Origin of the sequence: Streptomyces echinatus (assembly GCF_014203595.1) — a bacterium.
GTDB lineage: Bacteria > Actinomycetota > Actinomycetes > Streptomycetales > Streptomycetaceae > Streptomyces > Streptomyces echinatus.
In genome coordinates this window covers 143,983-160,170 of sequence record NZ_JACHJK010000010.1, presented here as the reverse complement: position 1 = coordinate 160,170, position 16,188 = coordinate 143,983, and the positions used below count along the sequence as shown (strand labels likewise).

The window sequence follows — 16,188 nt, the reverse complement described above, 5'->3', positions numbered from 1 at the left end:
CCCTTGTGTCGTACACACTTCCGTCCCTAAGGTGGACGGCCGTGCGGCACAAGGGTGTTCGCATCCGAGGGGAGTCACGGGCGTGGAGATCAAGAAGATCGTGGTCCGCGAGGACCAGCAGAGCACCACCCGCCGGCCCGCCATCCTGGAGAAGCGGCCGACCCGCTGACCATGCGCGTCCACCTGGTCACGATGCCGTGGCATCCGCTCGACCTGCCCTCGCTGCAACTGGGCCTGCTGAACCGGATCGTGCGGCAGGCCCGCCCCGGCGACGAGGTCACCGAGTTCCACGGCTCCCTGCGCTGGGCCGAGTTCCTGCTGGAGCACTCCGGCGGCCGGCTGGGACCGGGGGAGTACGTGGAGGTCGGCAGCGACGCGATCTTCCACGGACTCGGCGACTGGGTCTTCTCCGGCGTGCTCTACGACGACCCCGGCTGGGGCCTGGCCCGGCTCCGGGACTACGCGGCCGGCCGGGACGTCTTCATCGACACGGCCCTGGCGATGCGGCCGTACGCGGCCTCCTTCGTCGACGCCTGTGCCACCGAGGTGCTGGCGGCCGGGCCGGACGTGGTCGGGTTCACCACCACCTTCATGCAGAACGTGCCGTCGCTCGCCCTGGCCCGCGAACTGAAGCGAAGACGCCCGGAGCTGACGGTCGTCCTCGGCGGCAGCAACTGTGACGGCCCGATGGGCCACGCGCTGCACCGCAACCACCCGTTCGTCGACCATGTGGTCCGCGGCGAGGCCGAGTACACCTTCCCGGCCCTGTTACGCCACCTGGACGCGGGCACCGACCCCACGGACGTCCCCGGCCTGTGCTGGTGGGACGGCACGGTGTCGCGGGCCAACACGGAGACCCGGCGGACCGTGGCCCCCGCCGACATACCCTCGCCCGACTACGACCAGTGGCAGACCGCCCTGGACGCCTCCCCGGTGCTGGAGTACATCCACCCGAAGCTGGTCGTGGAGGGCGCCCGCGGCTGCTGGTGGGGCGAGAAGCACCACTGCACCTTCTGCGGGCTGAACGGCACCGCCATGGCCTTCCGGGCCAAGCCGGGGGAGCGGCTGTGGACGGAGATCGACCGGCTGGTCCGCCGCCACCGCCTCCTGGACGTGGTCACCGTCGACAACATCATCGACATGGCCTACTTCCGCGACTTCCTGCCCCGCGTCGTCGACAGCGGCTGGGACCTGCGGCTGCACTACGAGGTCAAGTCCAATCTCACCCCCGCCCAGCTCCGGCTCCTCGGCGACTCCGGGACGGTGCACATCCAGCCCGGCATCGAGTCCCTCGGCAGCCGCGTCCTGGACCTCATGGACAAGGGCGTGACCGGCGCCCGTAACGTCCGCACCCTGCGCGAGTGCGAGAACCACGCGCTGACCTGCTCCTGGAACCTGCTGTACGGCTTTCCCGGCGAGACCGCCGAGGACTACACACCCGTCATCGACCAGCTCCCCGCACTGGTCCACCTCCAGCCGCCGAGCGGCGCCCACCGCATCCAGCTGGAGCGGTTCAGCCCGCACTTCACCGACCCGGGCCTCGGCTTCGGCAAACGGCGTCCGGCCGAGATGTACCAGCACGTCTACGACCTGCCCGAGGACGAACTCACCGACCTCGTCTACCTGTTCGACAGCGAGCCGGCGGGCATCGCCGGGCCGGCCGAGCGGCGGCTGCAGGAGGCGGTGGCCGCCTGGCGGGCCGGGCACGAGCACTCCCGGCTGCTGTTCGAGGAGGACGGCGCGGAACTGCTGGTGCACGACCGCCGGCACGGCCGCCCGCCCGCCACCCACCGCTTCACCGGCTGGGGCGCCGCGGCCCTGCGCCACCTGGAGGCCGGCCGCACCGTGTCCGCGCTGCGCCGCCTGCTGACGGCCGACGGGTACGAGCTGCCGGGCGAGGACCTGGCCGCCTGGGTCGGCCGGGCGCGGGAGCTGGGCCTGGTGTTCCGCGACGGCGCCACGTACGTGTCGCTGCCCACCTGGGGCGAGCCGGTCCGGCTGTCCGAGGGGGCCCGATGAGCGGGCTGCCCGGCACCGTGCCGCACCGGCTCACCGGCCGCCGGGTGGAGCCCGCGGGGCCCCTGGACCTGAGCGGGACCGGCCGCGCGACGGCGGAGGCGGTGCGGTTCCTGCGCGAATGCCAGGGCCTCGGCCTGGGCGTGAGCTGGCGGGCGGCGGGCGCACCGGCGTACGACCCCGGCCTGCTGAGCCACCTGCCTCCTCCCGCCGCGCCGGCCGCCGGGCACGACGGGTGGGCGGCCTGGCGTACGGGCCACGCCCACGGCACCCTCTACCACCGGCGCGGCCCGGACTTCGTCACGGTCCTGGACCGCAGGGAGCGGGGCGCGGCCGTCCGGCTGACCCTGGACCACCCCGCGCTGCACGCCACGTTCCTCCGGCTGCTGGAACCCACGCCGGTCGACGCGCTGGACGCGGACGGGCGGGAGGCGCTCGGGCTGCTCGCCGCCGAGCGGCTGGTCCTGGCCCGCGGCGGCTGGGCGGTGACCCTGCCCCCGCGGATCCGCCGGTGGCCGGTTCCCTGTACCGCCATCTGACCGCCCGTCAGACCCGTGCCTCGTGCGCACGGACGGATCGGAAGCGCATCGGAAGCGCGAAACCGGCTCCCGGGCGACGGATGTCGGGCAGAGTGACTGTCGTCATACCGACGGAACAAGCCACATCCCGGCGCTCTGCCGGGAGTTGCGAGGACCCATGAACCACACCTACGAGCCGCCGAGCCTGTTACCCGCCGGTGGCAGGGAGCGGACGTACGCTCTGCTCATCGGTGGTGTCCCCTTTCTGCTGATCCTGCTCATGGGCATCGCGCCCCACATCGGCTCGGACGACGGCAGCGACCCCGGCACCTCCACCTTCGACAGCCGCGGCGGCTACTCGAGCGGCTACTCGGGTGGCTACTCGGGCGGATACGACGCGTCGACCCCGGACATGCCGACACCGGACATCTCCGCGACGTACGACACCACCGACCCCTCGGAACCCACCTACAGCGCCGCCACCACGGACACGGACCCCATACCGTCCGAGACCGAGAGCACCGAGAGCACCGAGAGCACCGAGGCGACCGACACGGCCGGCCCCGACGGGACGGTCGGCCGCTTCTTCGACGCCATCAACGAGCGCGACTACGAGACCGCCTGGAACCTGGGCGGCAAGAACCTCGACGCGTCCTACACCTCCTTCGTCTCGGGCTACACGACCACCGAACGGGACGACGTCACCGTCGACTCCGTCTCGGGCGAGACGGTCTGGGTGCACCTCCTCGCCCTGCAGACCGACGGCACGCAGAAGTCGTACAGCGGCTGGTACACCGTGGTCGACGGGGTCATCACCGACGCCTCCATGAGCCCCACCGGCTGAACAGAGCGGAGCGACAGACAATGGCGAGCGACTTCCTCACCGTGCCCGCTCCAGCGCCGGAACCGGATGGTCCGGTTCCGGGCCGCCCGGCCGCGAACGCGACGAGCAACGCCACCCGGCTGCTGTGCGCGGGCACCTACCTCGACCCCGTCTACCGGGCCGGCGTCATCCGGGAGCTGCTGACCCACCAGTACCGGGTGGTGGCACCGGCGTACGGCTACGACGCGGTTCCCGTGCTCGCGCACGCCCTGGCGGCGCGCCGGCTCCAGCGTCTCCGGCTGGCCGTGCTCATCGCGGGCTTCGCCGTCACCTTCCTCCTCATGGTCGTCGGCGCCCTGGACGGGCTGGCCGCGACGCTGGCGGTGGTGTGGCTGCTCTGGGTCACCGCGTTCCTGCGGCGGGTCGTCACCCTGCAGACGCTCTCGCGCCGGCTGTCCGCCCCGGCCGGCGGCGCACGCCGGGGGAGGGGGTTCGACGGTTCGTACCCCGAGCACCCCGAGCTGACGCCCGAACTGGTCGACAAGATCGCGCGGGAGCAGGCCTCGGACGGCACCGTGATCCGCTACGGCGGCTACAAGCCGTTCGTCGGCGCGGGCAAGCAGGTGCGCCGCTGGTCCAACGCGGAACTGATGATCGGCGCACCGCTCGCGGTGTTCGACGAGCAGCCCGGCGCGGGCCGCATCGCGGTACCCGCCGCGACCGGCCAGGAGCCCCAGCGCAAGGAGGTCGTGCCCTTCACCGTGGAGGAGCTGACCGCCTACGTCGCCGACCGCATGACCGCCCGGCTGCGCGAACAGGCACGTCCGATGCAGCGGATCGAGGGCCTCGCCGTCGAGCGCAGCACCTTCAGCACCGCCGTCACGACGCTCCGGGGCGTCACGGAGCCGACCCCCGAGCAGCTCGAAGGCGGCCGCTGGAACGACGCCTACGACGCGGGACGCGACTACCTGTGCATCCGGGTGGGGTCCTGGAACCAGGAGCTGGTCACCACGGCCTTCGTGGGCTTCGACCTCAAGGGGAACACCCTGCACACCGAGTTCTACTCGTACGTGCTGGCGCCGATCGAGGAGAGTTTCCAGCTGGTGGACCGGCTCCCGGCCGCCCTGGACGAGCGGGTGCTGCTCAAGATGGCCTGGCACACCGTGCGCGGCACGCCCCACTCCGCCCTGCGGTCGGCCGCCGCCAAGGCGGCCGGTGCCCGGCTGCTTCCGCAGCTGCCGTGGAGCAAGAACCGGATCCGGGTGCCGCAGCCGGCCGACACCAGCGAGTTCGGCCTTGGCCGCTACGCGGACGCCCGCCTGAACCGAGGCGCGGTCACCAGCGTCCGGGAGATGGCGACCAGCAGCCGCTTCCACGTCTTCTTCCAGGAGACGGACACGATCAAGTACACGCAGATCGTGGAGCGCCAGCTCCTCCACGTCCTCCGTGACTTCCTGTACGAGCACAACGTCGACCTGGCGGAGCACGAGGCCCGCCAGACGAACATCCTCAACAACTACGGGCACAACAACAGCTTCGTGAACGGCAACAACAACACCACCAACTCGGGCACGCAGAACGACTTCCGCGGCCCGGGCGGCGGCAAGGGAGCGGGATCCGCATGACGCACACCTCCGCGGGCGGCAACAGCAGCGACTACGGGAGCAGGAACGACTTCGGGCGCAACAACAGCTTCGTCACCGGCGACAACAACACCACCAACTCCGGTACGCAGAACTACTACGGCGCACCTCCGGCCGCCGCCCCGGACGCCCGCCCGGACCGGGACGTCCCCTCGCCGGACCGCCGCCGCAACGTCTTCGTGGTCCACGGGCGCGACGAGGAGGTGCGGCTGAGGATGTTCGACCTGCTGCGCCTGCTCGATCTGCACCCGCTGGAGTGGGAGGACCTGGTCAGGGCCACCGGCAAGACGGCCCCCTTCCTCGGGGAGGTCGTCGGCAAGGCCCCCGAGCTGGCCCAGGCGGCCCTCGTGCTGCTCACCCCGGACGACGTCGTCCAGCTCCACCCGGACCTGCGCGGCAGGAGCGAACCGCCGTACGAGACCGAGCCGACCGGTCAGCCCCGGCCCAACGTGCTCATCGAGCTGGGCATGGTGCTGATGGCCTACCCGGAGCGGACGCTGATGGTGGAGGTCGGGGAGCTGCGCACGATCGCCGACATCGCGGGCCGGAACGTCATCCGGTTCGACGGCTCGGAGGGCGCCCTGCGCAAGATCGCCGAGCGGCTGAAGCTGGCGGGCTGCACCGTCGACGACACCCGCTCCGACTGGCTCCAGACCTGGCCGTACCGGCACCTGTCGGCGTACACCCGCACCGGGCGGGGAACGGCGCCGGCCCGCTGAGCCGCGGTACGGGCCCGGTGGACGTCCACAGTCGGGGGGCGGGCCCGTACCGCTCGGCGCCGTACCGTGTGTGACGGGTCAGACGTGGCGCCGGGCGCCCGCCGCCAGGCCCGCCAGGAACGCGCCGGTCTCCGGCAGGTCGATCCGCCCCAGCTCGCCGGGGCGGACCACCACCCGCAGCTCGCGGCAGACCATCCGCTCCCAGGAGTGCACGACGAAGGACAGCAGGATCAGCCGCAGCAGGCTGTCCTCGTCCAGGTCGTGCAGCCGGGCGAGCCCCGCGCCGGTCAACGGCATGGTGACGCGTTCCAGCTGGCCGTGCCGGTGGACGGCGTCCCACAGCCGGTCCAGGCCGAGCCACAGGTCCTGGACCTTGGAGGAGGCCACACAGTCGTTGCCCATCCGGCTGTAGGCGACGGCGAAGACCAGGTCGGGCCGGGTACCGAGGACGGCGACCGTGCCCACCGGATACCGCGCGCGCTTGCCCCGCGGCTTGTCCCGCTCGCTCTCCCACGCCACCGGGACCACCCCCGCCAGCGCGTCGGCCAGCTCCGCGTCCAGCCGGCGGGCGTCCCCCGCGTAGCGGCGTGCGAGCAACTGGCCCTGCACACTGTCGTCGTTGATGACGACACCGTCGTCCATCAGGGTGTCGAAGGTGTCGGTGAACCCCACCACCAGCTGGCCCGGCTGCTCGAAGAGGTCCCCCTCCTCGACCACCACCGTCATCCCCGGACGCGCGAACTCCTGCCGGACGGCCGCCTGAGGGCGCGCCCGGAGCAACCCCCAGGCCAGGCACAGGGTCACGGAACCGGCCAGCACCAGGCCGGGCCGGGACACGGCGTCCGGGAACAGCTGGCCGGTGAACTGCACGACGGCCGACACCCCGCCGAAGGCCGCCAGCACACTGCCCGTGAACACCCGCCGCCCGCGCCACGACCGCGGGAGACGGGGCCGCGCGGACCGTGACGACGGGCGCGGGCCGGTGAACCGCATGCTTGCCTCCAGGGCGACTTGGTACGCTGAGAGCACTGCTGACGGGACGTCACGCGGCGGAGGGGGCGAGGCGCGTGCAGACCCGTACACCGTGCATACGGGTGAGTGTCCTGGGCCCCGTCCGGCTGGACGTGAACGGCGCCGCGGTACACCTCACCCCGCTCACCGCCCGGTTGCTGGCCCGCCTGATCGCCGCCGACGGCGAAGCCGTGACCGCGCGCCGACTGTACCGGGACGTCTGGCGGCCGACCGTGGATCTGCCGCACCAGGACCTGCGCAACCGCAACGAGGTGCAGAAGCGGATCGTGGAGCTGCGGCGCGCCTTCGAGCAGGCCGGGCCGGGACACGGCGCCCGGATCGTGCACACCGGACAGCTGCCGACCGCGCGCGGTGTCGAGAGCACCTACCGCCTCGACCTGTCCGAGGACGAGCTGGACAGCGCCGAGTTCACCCGCCTGGTGGGCGACGCGCTCAGCGCGGCGCCGGCCTCGGCGGTCCGGCTGCTCGCGGACGCCCTGCGGCTCTGGCACGGCCGGCCGCTGACCGGGGTGCAGGACGAGGAGTTCGCGCGGGCGCCGGCCCGGCGGCTGACCCAGCTCCGGGAGACCGCGCTGCGGGAACTGATCGCCGGGCACATCGCGCTGGGCCGCTACGACCTCGCCCTGCCGGTGGCCGAACAGAACGCCCGGGAACGGCCGGACGACCCGGAGGCCGCCGCCACCCTCGCCCGGCTGGGCGCCCGGCTGCGCGAGCGGCACGGCGACGAACTGCTGCGCCACACCCTGCGCGGGCTGCGGGTGGACGTCGTCGTGGTGCGCGGTGACCTGTTCGACCAGGACGACGCCAATCTGGTCGTGGGGTTCTCCGACACCTTCGACACCTTCGCCGACGACGTCGTGATCAGCCGGGAGAGTGTGCAGGGCCAGCTGGTCGACCGGCTCTTCGAGGGCCGGCACCGGCTCCTGGACGACAAACTGCGGCGCGGGCTGAAGGAGTTCACCCCGCTCGCCACGGAGAGCGTCCGGGACAAGCGGCGCGGCCGCCGCACCCGCTACCCGATCGGTACGGCGGTGGCGGTCCCCGTCGGCAAACGCCGGGTCTTCGCCCTCGCCTACTCCCGGCTCGGCAACGACCTGCGCGCCCGGTCCGCGCCGGCGGACCTGCGGTTCAGCCTGGAACGCCTGTGGACCTCGGTCGCCCTGCACGGCCTGTTCAAGCCGGTGGCGATACCGCTGATCGGCGCGGGCCTGTCCCGGCTCGTCGAACTCGACCGCACCCAGCTGCTGCTGCTGATCGTCGAGACCTTCACCCACAGCCTGCGCCACGACCCCGCGGTCTGCTCCGAGCTGCGCGTCGTCCTGCGCGCCGCCGATCTGGAGCGGACCGATCTGCCGGCGGTCGAGGCCTTCCTGCGCGGGGTGGACGAGCGGGGGCCGGCACTCGGGCCGACCGGCGTCGGCTGATCCGGTCACGCCCCCAGCAAAGACCGGCTGCCGCTTCCGCGGACAGCCGCCGCCCGCTTCCGGAACGCTTCCGGTCGCCCCGGGCGGCCCGCGTGGGGGGACCGTCCGGCCGCCTTCCGTCACGGGGAGGGGAAGCCGAGGGCGCGGAAACCGGCGAGCGGAGGGTGAAGCGGGGCCTCGGTGGTCAGGATGGAGGCATGGGATTCCATGTCGACTCAGAGGCCGGGCGGCTGCGCCGCGTCATACTGCACCGGCCTGATCTCGAGCTCAAAAGGCTCACCCCCAGCAACAAGGACGCCCTGCTCTTCGACGACGTGCTCTGGGTGCGCCGGGCGCGCGCCGAGCACGACGGGTTCGCCGACGTACTGCGCGACCGGGGGGTCGTCGTCCATCTCTTCGGGGACCTGCTCGCCGAGACCCTGGCGCTCCCCGACGCCCGCACGCTCGTCCTGGACCGGGTCTTCGACGAGAAGGAGTACGGCCCCCTCGCGACCGACCACCTGCGCGCCGCCTTCGACCGGATGACCCCGGGCGAGCTGGCCGAGGCACTCGTCGGCGGCATGACGAAGCGGGAGTTCCTGGACGCCCACGCGGAACCGGCCTCCGTCCGCTTCCACGTCATGGACCTGGACGACTTCCTCCTGCCCCCGCTGCCCAACCACCTGTTCACCCGGGACACCTCGGCGTGGATCTACGACGGCGTCTCCATCAACGCCATGCGCCGGCCCGCCCGGCAGCGCGAGACGGTCCACTTCGAGGCGATCTACCGCCACCACCCCCTGTTCCGTGACGAGACGTTCCATGTGTGGTCCAGGGGGCAGGCGGACTACCCCTCCACCATCGAGGGCGGTGACGTCCTGGTGATCGGCAGCGGGGCCGTCCTGATCGGCATGAGCGAGCGCACCACCCCGCAGGCCGTGGAGATGCTGGCGCACAAGCTGTTCGCGGCCGGCTCCGCGCGCACCATCGTCGCGCTCGACATGCCCAAGCGGCGCGCCTTCATGCACCTCGACACGGTGATGACCATGGTCGACGGCGACACCTTCACCCAGTACGCCGGGCTCGGCATGCTCCGCTCGTACACCATCGAGCCGGGTGTCGGCGAACGGGAGCTGAAGGTCACCGACCATCCCCCGGAGCACATGCACCGGGCGATCGCGGCCGCGCTCGGCCTCGGCGAGATCCGGGTGCTGACCGCCACGCAGGACGTGCACGCCGCCGAACGCGAGCAGTGGGACGACGGCTGCAACGTCCTCGCCGTCGAACCCGGGGTCGTCGTGGCCTACGAGCGGAACTCCACCACCAACACCCATCTGCGCAAGCAGGGCATCGAGGTGATCGAGATCCCGGGCAGCGAACTGGGCAGGGGGCGGGGCGGGCCCCGCTGCATGAGCTGTCCGGTGGCACGGGACGCTGTATAGAAATGTGAAGGATCGTATAGACTTCCATAGTCCTCTGTAGCCCGACCTCTGGAGCGCCCGCCATGGCGACAGTCCCGACCGCCCTCGCCGGCCGCCACTTCCTCAAGGAGCTGGACTTCACCGAGGAGGAGTTCCGCGGCCTGGTCGAGCTGGCGGCCGAGCTGAAGGCCGCCAAGAAGGCCGGGACCGAGACCCGGCACCTGCGCGGGCGGAACATCGCGCTGATCTTCGAGAAGACCTCGACGCGCACCCGCTGCGCGTTCGAGGTCGCCGCGGCCGACCAGGGCGCCCACACGACCTACCTCGATCCGTCCGGCTCGCAGATGGGACACAAGGAGTCGGTGAAGGACACCGCCCGCGTGCTGGGCCGGATGTTCGACGCCATCGAGTACCGGGGCGACAGCCAGGCCAAGGTCGAGGAGCTGGCCGCGTACGCCGGCGTGCCCGTCTACAACGGCCTCACCGACGACTGGCACCCCACCCAGATGCTCGCCGACGTGCTCACCATGACCGAGCACAGCGCCAAGCCGCTGCGGAAGATCTCCTTCGCCTACCTCGGCGACGCCCGCTTCAACATGGGCAACTCCTACCTGATCACCGGCGCCCTGCTCGGCATGGACGTACGGATCGTCGCCCCGAAGTCCTACTGGCCCGCCCAGGAGGTCATCGACCGCGCCCGGGAGCTCGCCGCCGCCGGCGGCGCCCGTGTCACCCTCACCGAGGACGTCGCCGAGGGCGTCGCGGGCGCCGACTTCGTCGCCACCGACGTCTGGGTCTCCATGGGCGAGCCCGCGGAGGTGTGGGACGAGCGGATCACGGCCCTCACCCCCTACGCCGTGACCATGGACGTCCTGCGCGCGACCGGCAACCCGGACGTGAAGTTCCTGCACTGCCTGCCGGCCTTCCACGACCTCGGCACCGCGGTCGGACAGCGCATCTTCGAGACGCACGGCCTGCGCTCGCTGGAGGTCACGGACGAGGTCTTCGAGTCCGCCCACTCGGTCGTCTTCGACGAGGCCGAGAACCGCCTGCACACCATCAAGGCCGTGCTGGTGGCCACACTCGCCCGCGAAAGCCTTGCCTGACCCGGCTCACCAGGCCGTATCCTGACCGGCGGCCCGGAACCACCCACTCCGGAGCCGCCGCCGCAGCCGCACCACGGCTGCCCGCACCACCAGAAACGAGCACCACCCGCAATGCCCGCTCCCCGCATCAAGTCCCCGCAGCTGCTCGTCGCCGAATCCGGCGCCGACCGTGAGGGACACGGCCTGAAGCGCACCATGGGCCTCTTCCAGCTCATCTGCTTCGGCGTCGGCGCCATCGTCGGCACCGGCATCTTCGTCGGTCTCTCCGACTCGGTGGCCCAGGCCGGCCCGGCCGTCGTCGTCTCGTTCATCCTCGCCGCCCTGACCTGCGTCTTCACCGCCTTCTCCTTCGCGGAGCTGGGCGGCGCGATCCCGGTCTCGGGCTCCTCGTACTCCTTCGCCTACGCCGGCCTCGGCGAGTCCACCGCCTTCCTCGTCGGCTGGTGCCTGCTGCTGGAGTACGGCATCTCCATCTCGGCCGTCGCGGTCGGCTGGAGCCAGTACGTCAACGAGCTGCTGCACAGCCTCACCGGCTGGCAGCTCCCGGCCGCCCTGTCCGCCGGCCCCGGCGACGGCGGGGTCGTCAACCTCCCGGCGGTGATCGTCATCGCCATGGCCTCCCTGCTGCTGGTGCGCGGCGTGCGGGAGAGCGCCCGGGCCACGGCCGCCATGGCCGCCGTGAAGCTCGTGATCCTGCTCGCCTTCTGCGCCATCGGCTACAGCGCCTTCAAGGACGGCAACCTCACCCCGTTCTCCCCGGCCGGCCTCGGCGGCATCGGCGCGGGCACCACCGCCGCCTTCTTCTCCTACATCGGCTTCGACGCGATCACCACCGCCGGCGAGGAGGCCAAGAACCCCCGCCGGCACATCCCGGTCGCGATCCTCGTCTGCATGGGCCTGGTCACCCTGCTCTACTGCGCGGTCGCGCTCGCCGCGATCGGCGCCATCGGCGGCGACCAGGTGGCCGGGCGCCCCGCCGCGCTCTCCTACGTCGTCAACGAGGTCACCGGCTCCGCCGTCGGCGGCGGCGTCATCGCCTTCGGCGCGGTCGTCGCCATCGCCTCCGTGGTCCTCGCCGTGATGTACGGCCAGACCCGCATCCTGATGTCGATGTCCCGGGACGGACTGATCCCGCGCGTCTTCGAGAAGGTGTCCCCGAGGACGTCCACGCCGGTCGCCGGCACGCTGATCGTCGCGGTCGTCTTCGCGGTCCCGGCGGCCTTCGCCTCCCTCGACGCCGTGATGAACCTGTGCACCATCGGCACGCTCGCCATCATGGCCGTCGTCAACATCGTGGTGATCGCGCTGCGCCGCCGCGAACCGGGCCTCGACCGCAGCTTCCGGGTGCCGCTCTACCCGGTGGCCCCGCTGCTGGGCGTCGGCTTCTGCCTGTACCTGATGTACGAGACCGGCTGGCAGACCTGGCTGCAGTTCGCGGTGTTCCTCGTGGTGGGCCTGCTGGTCTACGGCGCCTACGGCCGCCGGCACTCGACGCTGGCCCGGCCGGCGGCGCAGGCCGCGCCGGCCGCGGAGGTCACGCCGGCCGCGGAGGTCACGCCGGCCGACGCTGAGCCGGAATCACAGGCAGTCTGAACCACACCGCCTTGCCCGACGGGGTGGGGCGGTGACCGCAGGACGAACTGAGGGCCCGGATCAGCAGCAGACCGCGCCCGCCCTCCTGATACGGGTCGGGTTCCTCGATCACCGGCCGGGTCAGGTGGCCGGGCGGCGCCGGGTCCGGGTCGTGCACCTCGACCTGGCAGCCGGTCGGCCGCAGCTCCACCACCAGCTCTATCGGGCCGCGCCCCGCGGTGTGCTCCACCGCGTTGGCCACCAGCTCGGCGGTGAGCAGCTCCGCCGTGTCGCAGTCCGCCAGGTGCTCCACCTCGGTGAGGGCCGTGCGCACCAGGGCACGCGCCACGGGCACCGCCGCCGCCGTGTGCGGCAGCGCGATGCGCCAGGAGGCCGATTCGGCGGGGCGTTCGTGCAAGGCGAGTCCGTTCATGGAGCAGGCTGTCCTGCTTTCGACTACAGGAATGGTACGGGCCCGGCCGCTGAGGACCGTCGGCGGGCTTCGCCCGGGACCCGAGGCCCCGGTACCGGCGGCCTACCCATCCGGGCCCGCCGCCTCGCCATTCCGAGCCCCTTGTTACCGCCCTGTCGACGACCGGTGACGGACGTGACCCGCTCCGGCCGGACCGGGCCCACGTGTCGCGTACCCGTGACGACAGTCACAAACAAGTGATAACTTCATGAGGCAGAGCAACGTACGGCACGCCCGCCCAAGGAGGCCGCACGTCATGAGTCCCTTCACCGGCTCGGCCGCCCGCACCGCCGACTGGGCACACCTGCGGGTCCGGCTCGACGACGGGGTCGCCACCGTCACCCTCGCCCGCCCCGAGAAGCTCAACGCCCTCACCTTCGGCGCCTACGCCGACCTGCGCGACCTGCTCGCCGAGCTGTCCCGCGAGCGCTCGGTGCGGGCCCTGGTGCTGGCCGGCGAGGGGCGCGGCTTCTGTTCCGGCGGCGACGTCGACGAGATCATCGGCGCCACGCTGTCCATGGACACCGCCCAGCTGCTGGACTTCAACCGGATGACCGGACAGGTCGTCCGGGCGATCCGTGAGTGCCCGTTCCCGGTGATCGCCGCGGTGCACGGCGTGGCGGCCGGCGCCGGTGCGGTCCTCGCCCTCGCGGCCGACTTCCGGATCGCGGACCCGTCGGCCCGCTTCGCCTTCCTCTTCACCCGGGTCGGCCTGTCCGGCGGCGACATGGGCGCGGCCTATCTGCTGCCCCGGGTCGTGGGCCTCGGCCACGCCACCCGCCTGCTCATGCTCGGCGACCCGGTCCGGGCCCCCGAGGCCGAGCGCATCGGCCTGATCAGCGAGCTGACGGAGGAGGGCGGGGCGGACGAGGCCGCCCAGACCCTGGCCCGCCGCCTCGCCGACGGCCCCGCCCTGGCCCACGCCCAGACGAAGGCCCTGCTGACGGCCGAGCTGGACATGCCCCTGGCGGCCTCGGTGGAACTGGACGCCTCAACCCAGGCCCTGCTGATGAACGGCGAGGACTACGCCGAGTTCCACGCGGCGTTCACGGAGAAGCGCCCGCCGAAGTGGCGGGGGAGGTGAGCGGTCATGCGCGTGGCGATCATCGGCGGTGGCCCCGGCGGGCTCTACGCCGCCGCCCTGCTCAAACGACTCGACCCCGCGAGGGAGGTCACCGTCTGGGAGCGCAACGCCCCCGACGTGACCTTCGGCTTCGGCGTGGTCCTCTCCGACGAGACGCTCGGCGGCATCGAGCACGCCGACCCCGTCGTGCACGAGGCCCTTCAGCGTGACTTCGTCCGCTGGGACGACATCGACATAGGGCACCGGGGAACCCGTTACCGCTCCGGCGGCCACGGTTTCGCCGCGCTGGGCCGCCACCGGCTGCTGCGCATCCTGCAGGACCGCTGCCGTTCCCTGGGCGTGGAGCTGCGGTTCGCCACCGAGGCGCCGGACACCGGCCGTCTCTCGCAGAGCCACGACCTGGTCATAGCCGCCGACGGCGTGCACAGCACCACGCGCCAGACCCACGCCCACGCGTTCGGCCCCCGGGTGACCGAACACCGCTGCCGCTACATCTGGCTCGCCGCCGACTTCGCCTTCGACGCCTTCCGCTTCGAGATCGCCGAGACCGAGCACGGCGTGATGCAGCTGCACGGCTACCCCTTCACGGCCGGGGACTCCACCGTCATCGTGGAGATGCGCGAGGAGGTCTGGCGGGCGGCGGGCTTCGACACCGCCACCCCGCAGGAATCCGTCGAGCGCTGTGCCAAGATCTTCGCCGACACCCTCGGCGGACGCCCCCTGCGCTCGAACAACTCGGCCTGGACCACCTTCCGCACGGTGGTCAACGACCACTGGTCGCACGGCAACGTCGTCCTCCTCGGCGACGCCGCCCACACCGCCCACTTCTCCATCGGCTCCGGCACCAAGCTCGCCGTGGAGGACGCCCTCGCCCTGGCCGCCTGCCTGCGGGAACAGCCCGACGTCCGCACGGCGCTGGCCGCCTACGAGGAGGAGCGCAAACCCGTCGTCGCCTCCACCCAGCGGGCCGCCCGGGCCAGCCTGGAGTGGTTCGAGAACCTGCGGCTGTACCTCGACCAGCCGCCCCGGCAGTTCGCCTTCAACCTGCTCACCCGCAGCCGCCGCGTCACCCACGACAACCTCCGGCTGCGCGACGCCCGCTTCACCGAGGCCGTGGAGCGCGAGTTCGGCTGCCCGGCCGGTACGCCCCCGATGTTCACGCCGTTCCGGCTGCGCGGTCTGACCCTGCGCAACCGGGTGGTGGTGTCACCGATGGACATGTACTCCGCCACCGACGGCGTCCCCGGCGACTTCCACCTCGTCCACCTCGGCGCCCGCGCCCTCGGCGGGGCCGGACTCGTGATGACCGAGATGGTGTGCGTCAGCGAGGAGGGCCGGATCACCCCCGGCTGCGCCGGGCTCTACACCGGCCGGCAGGCCGAGGCGTGGCGGCGCGTCACCGACTTCGTGCACCGCCAGTCACCGGGCACCGCGATCGGCGTACAGCTCGGGCACTCCGGCCGCAAGGGGTCCACGAGGCTCATGTGGGAGGGCATGGACGAGCCGCTGCCCGCCGGCAACTGGCCCCTCGTCGCCGCCTCCCCGCTGCCGTACCGGCCGGGCGGCCAGATACCGCGCCGGCTCTCCCGGGCCCAGCTCACCGACATCCGCGAGCAGTTCGCCGCCGCCGGCTGGCGGGCCGCCCGGGCCGGCTTCGACCTGCTCGAACTGCACTGCGCGCACGGCTATCTGCTCTCCGGCTTCCTCTCCCCGCTCACCAATCTGCGCACCGACGCCTACGGCGGCTCGCTGGAGCGGCGGCTGCGGTTCCCGCTGGAGGTCTTCGACGCCGTACGCGCCGTGTGGCCGGCCGAACGGCCGATGACCGTCCGGATCTCGGCCACGGACTGGGCGGAGGGCGGGACGACCGCCGAGGACGCCGTCCAGATCGCCCGCGCCTTCGCCGCGCACGGAGCCGACGCCATCGACGTCTCCACCGGACAGGTGGTGGCGGAGGAACGGCCGGAGTTCGGCCGGTCGTACCAGACGCCGTTCGCCGACATGATCCGGCACGAGGTCCGCGTCCCGGTGATCGCGGTCGGCGCGATCTCCTCGTGGGACGACGTCAACTCCCTGATCCTCGCGGGCCGTACGGACCTGTGCGCGCTGGCCCGCCCGCACCTGTACGACCCCCACTGGACCCTGCACGCGGCGGTCGAGCAGGGCTACACGGGACCTGGGGCGGTCTGGCCCGCTCCCTACCGCGCGGGCAGCCGCCGGCCGCGCACCGGACGCACCGACGATCCCAGGCCCCGTCTCACGCTCAGCGGCTGAACCGGGCCGTGGCCTTCCCGGCCCACGGCCGTGCAGGAGGGCCCAGGAGTGCCGTGCCGGTCGCACGCCGCGCCCGTGACGCGCACGGTTCCGGGCCGGCCCGCT

At 72.4% G+C, this 16,188-nt stretch carries 14 protein-coding genes; 12 read left to right on the top strand and 2 right to left on the bottom strand.

Going from position 1 to position 16,188, the window contains the following annotated elements; genetic code table 11:
- Positions 1 to 31 precede the first annotated feature (31 nt).
- The 6 genes from FHS34_RS26585 (at position 32) to FHS34_RS26560 (ending at position 5,719) form a co-directional block, all read left to right on the top strand.
- Positions 32 to 169 (top strand): hypothetical protein, encoded by a 138-nt coding sequence (locus FHS34_RS26585; protein ID WP_184969843.1) that lies wholly within the window; start codon positions 32 to 34, stop codon positions 167 to 169.
- Between the two features lie 2 nt (positions 170 to 171).
- On the top strand, positions 172 to 2,019 hold the full coding sequence (locus tag FHS34_RS26580; protein ID WP_184969841.1) for a RiPP maturation radical SAM C-methyltransferase: 1,848 nt from the start codon (positions 172 to 174) through the stop codon (positions 2,017 to 2,019).
- The gene (locus FHS34_RS26575; RefSeq protein WP_184969839.1) at positions 2,016 to 2,555 is read left to right on the top strand and encodes a DUF5825 family protein; all 540 of its coding nucleotides are present in this window, start codon (positions 2,016 to 2,018) and stop codon (positions 2,553 to 2,555) included. Before FHS34_RS26580 ends, FHS34_RS26575 begins: the two co-directional genes overlap by 4 nt.
- A 157-nt stretch (positions 2,556 to 2,712) precedes the next feature.
- Positions 2,713 to 3,378 (top strand): hypothetical protein, encoded by a 666-nt coding sequence (locus tag FHS34_RS26570; RefSeq protein ID WP_184969837.1) that lies wholly within the window; start codon positions 2,713 to 2,715, stop codon positions 3,376 to 3,378.
- A gap of 20 nt (positions 3,379 to 3,398) precedes the next feature.
- Positions 3,399 to 4,982 carry an AbeC-like domain-containing protein gene (locus tag FHS34_RS26565; protein ID WP_184969835.1) on the top strand — a complete coding sequence of 528 codons (1,584 nt, stop codon included), beginning with the start codon at positions 3,399 to 3,401 and terminating at the stop codon, positions 4,980 to 4,982.
- The gene (locus tag FHS34_RS26560) at positions 4,979 to 5,719 is read left to right on the top strand and encodes a TIR domain-containing protein (protein WP_184969833.1); all 741 of its coding nucleotides are present in this window, start codon (positions 4,979 to 4,981) and stop codon (positions 5,717 to 5,719) included. Before FHS34_RS26565 ends, FHS34_RS26560 begins: the two co-directional genes overlap by 4 nt.
- Positions 5,720 to 5,797: 78 nt before the next feature.
- On the opposite strand, the gene FHS34_RS26555 is transcribed toward FHS34_RS26560, so the two are convergent.
- Positions 5,798 to 6,637, bottom strand: a complete 840-nt coding sequence (locus tag FHS34_RS26555; protein ID WP_184969831.1) for a macro domain-containing protein — start codon at positions 6,635 to 6,637, stop codon at positions 5,798 to 5,800.
- A gap of 176 nt (positions 6,638 to 6,813) precedes the next feature.
- Between FHS34_RS26555 and FHS34_RS26550 the strand changes: the two genes are divergently transcribed.
- The 4 genes from FHS34_RS26550 to FHS34_RS26535 all read left to right on the top strand — a co-directional run bounded on the left by FHS34_RS26550 (position 6,814) and on the right by FHS34_RS26535 (position 12,274).
- Positions 6,814 to 8,175, top strand: coding sequence for an AfsR/SARP family transcriptional regulator (locus FHS34_RS26550; protein WP_225817623.1), 1,362 nt, complete (start codon positions 6,814 to 6,816; stop codon positions 8,173 to 8,175).
- 197 nt (positions 8,176 to 8,372) lie between these two features.
- The gene (locus FHS34_RS26545) at positions 8,373 to 9,596 is read left to right on the top strand and encodes an arginine deiminase (RefSeq protein WP_184969829.1); all 1,224 of its coding nucleotides are present in this window, start codon (positions 8,373 to 8,375) and stop codon (positions 9,594 to 9,596) included.
- A gap of 62 nt (positions 9,597 to 9,658) precedes the next feature.
- Positions 9,659 to 10,681, top strand: a complete 1,023-nt coding sequence (argF, locus tag FHS34_RS26540) for an ornithine carbamoyltransferase (protein WP_184969827.1) — start codon at positions 9,659 to 9,661, stop codon at positions 10,679 to 10,681.
- Positions 10,682 to 10,792: 111 nt separating this feature from the next.
- On the top strand, positions 10,793 to 12,274 hold the full coding sequence (locus tag FHS34_RS26535) for an amino acid permease (RefSeq protein WP_184969825.1): 1,482 nt from the start codon (positions 10,793 to 10,795) through the stop codon (positions 12,272 to 12,274).
- On the opposite strand, the gene FHS34_RS26530 is transcribed toward FHS34_RS26535, so the two are convergent.
- Positions 12,234 to 12,686, bottom strand: a complete 453-nt coding sequence (locus FHS34_RS26530; RefSeq protein ID WP_184969823.1) for an ATP-binding protein — start codon at positions 12,684 to 12,686, stop codon at positions 12,234 to 12,236. The two genes, FHS34_RS26535 and FHS34_RS26530, sit on opposite strands and share 41 nt — an antisense overlap.
- Positions 12,687 to 12,981: 295 nt before the next feature.
- Between FHS34_RS26530 and FHS34_RS26525 the strand changes: the two genes are divergently transcribed.
- Both FHS34_RS26525 and FHS34_RS26520 read left to right on the top strand, forming a co-directional pair.
- A complete protein-coding gene (locus FHS34_RS26525) occupies positions 12,982 to 13,809 on the top strand; it encodes an enoyl-CoA hydratase family protein (protein ID WP_184969821.1) in 828 nt (275 codons plus the stop codon).
- Between the two features lie 6 nt (positions 13,810 to 13,815).
- Entirely contained in the window at positions 13,816 to 16,083 is a 2,268-nt protein-coding gene (locus tag FHS34_RS26520) for a bifunctional salicylyl-CoA 5-hydroxylase/oxidoreductase (RefSeq protein WP_184969819.1), read from the top strand.
- Positions 16,084 to 16,188: the final 105 nt, after the last annotated feature.